Here is a 1,165-nt window from a genome sequence, read left to right as displayed (position 1 = left end):
CGCCGGCGTCGTCGACGGCTAGGTGCCGCTGCTTCTTCAATAGTGTTCACGTGTCCACCTATTTAAGTGAACACGATGCTCCCAAGACTTTCACCGTGACTCAAGATGGGATGACCGGGCGCTTACGCTTCAATGGCGGCGAGATCCGCGTCAATCGCCTCATCCAGCAGATTCATCTGATCGCTGCTGAGCTGCTCGCTGCGCCTGCCGAACTGATGGCGCCTGAGAATCGAGATCTCGTGGGTCAACTGGTCGATGCGGGTCTGCCGGTAGCGCAGCTCCCGATCCTTCTCGCCGACCTCCCGGGTCTTCTCCTCAATCTCCCGGTCCCGGTCTTCGACGCGTGCAATCAGTTGCGTGGCGAGCGCACGCAGTTGTTCGGGGCTAAGAGTGCTGAGGTCGGCGGGCAGATCCATGCAGACGAGTCTGCCAGAACCCCGGAGAGCGCGAAAGCGCGACCGTATACGTCCCGAACGTCCTCAAACGACACGGATCACACCGTCCGCGCCGATGCGCTGCCATGGCAAACCCACCACCAGACCGGCAAGTTGTTCCTGCGTGAGCGCATGTTGCTTTGGTTCGCTACCAGCGCGCGGCCACGCGAACTGCCCCTGATTCAGCCGTCGCGCAGCCAGCCAGATGCCAATCCCATCGTGAACCAGCACCTTCAGGCGGTTGGCTCGCCGGTTGGCAAACAGGTAAGCATGGTGCGGATGCGCAGCGCCGAACACGGTGATCACCCGACCCAGTGCCGTATCGAAGCCGGCCCGCATATCCAGCGGGTCAACTGCCAGCCACACCTGATCGATGCGGATCATGCAAGCCACTCGCGCAGCCACGCGGCGCATTGCGCTGCCTCCGAGGTTGGCCAGCTAACCGTGATCGACTGGTCCGCGCGACGCACCTCGACGCGAATCTCAGTTGTACGCGTGTTTCGCGTCTCAAGTGGCAGCGGTACAAATTCCGGTGCTGGCGCCGCTGCCAATGGCGCTGCCAGGTCGCTACGCGCCACGAGCACGCAATCGTTCGTTTCGGCCTGCTCGACCCAACGTCGAAGCAGATTGGCGTTCAGCTTGTGGTGCAACGCGATCGCCGCGAGCGACACCCCGGGCCTCTGGCAAGCTGCCACAACCTGAGCCTTGAACTCGACGCTGTAGCGCCGGCG

At 62.7% G+C, this 1,165-nt stretch carries 2 protein-coding genes and 1 pseudogene; all 3 read right to left on the bottom strand.

The features are described 5' to 3' along the window. Window positions 1–128 precede the first annotated feature (128 nt). A pseudogene (locus AB3X96_RS42425) lies at window positions 129–416 on the bottom strand (IS66 family transposase); the annotation flags it as partial. Between the two features lie 63 nt (window positions 417–479). Further along, the gene (gene tnpB, locus AB3X96_RS42420) at window positions 480–818 is read right to left on the bottom strand and encodes an IS66 family insertion sequence element accessory protein TnpB (RefSeq protein WP_176112030.1); all 339 of its coding nucleotides are present in this window, start codon (window positions 816–818) and stop codon (window positions 480–482) included. After that, window positions 815–1,165: transposase (locus AB3X96_RS42415; protein WP_368594401.1), on the bottom strand; the 351-nt coding region annotated here is incomplete at its 5' end. The genes AB3X96_RS42415 and tnpB, both read right to left, overlap by 4 nt.

The sequence above is a fragment of the Paraburkholderia sp. BR13439 genome, assembly GCF_040948805.1.
GTDB lineage: Bacteria > Pseudomonadota > Gammaproteobacteria > Burkholderiales > Burkholderiaceae > Paraburkholderia > Paraburkholderia youngii.
The sequence above is the reverse complement of the archived record's forward strand: the minus strand, read 5'-3'. Positions and strand labels throughout refer to the sequence as shown.

Bases quoted from the DNA above. Each gene is read 5' to 3' on its own strand.
- tnpB (WP_176112030.1), bottom strand. From the start codon at position 818: ATGATCCGCATCGATCAGGTGTGGCTGGCAGTTGACCCGCTGGATATG.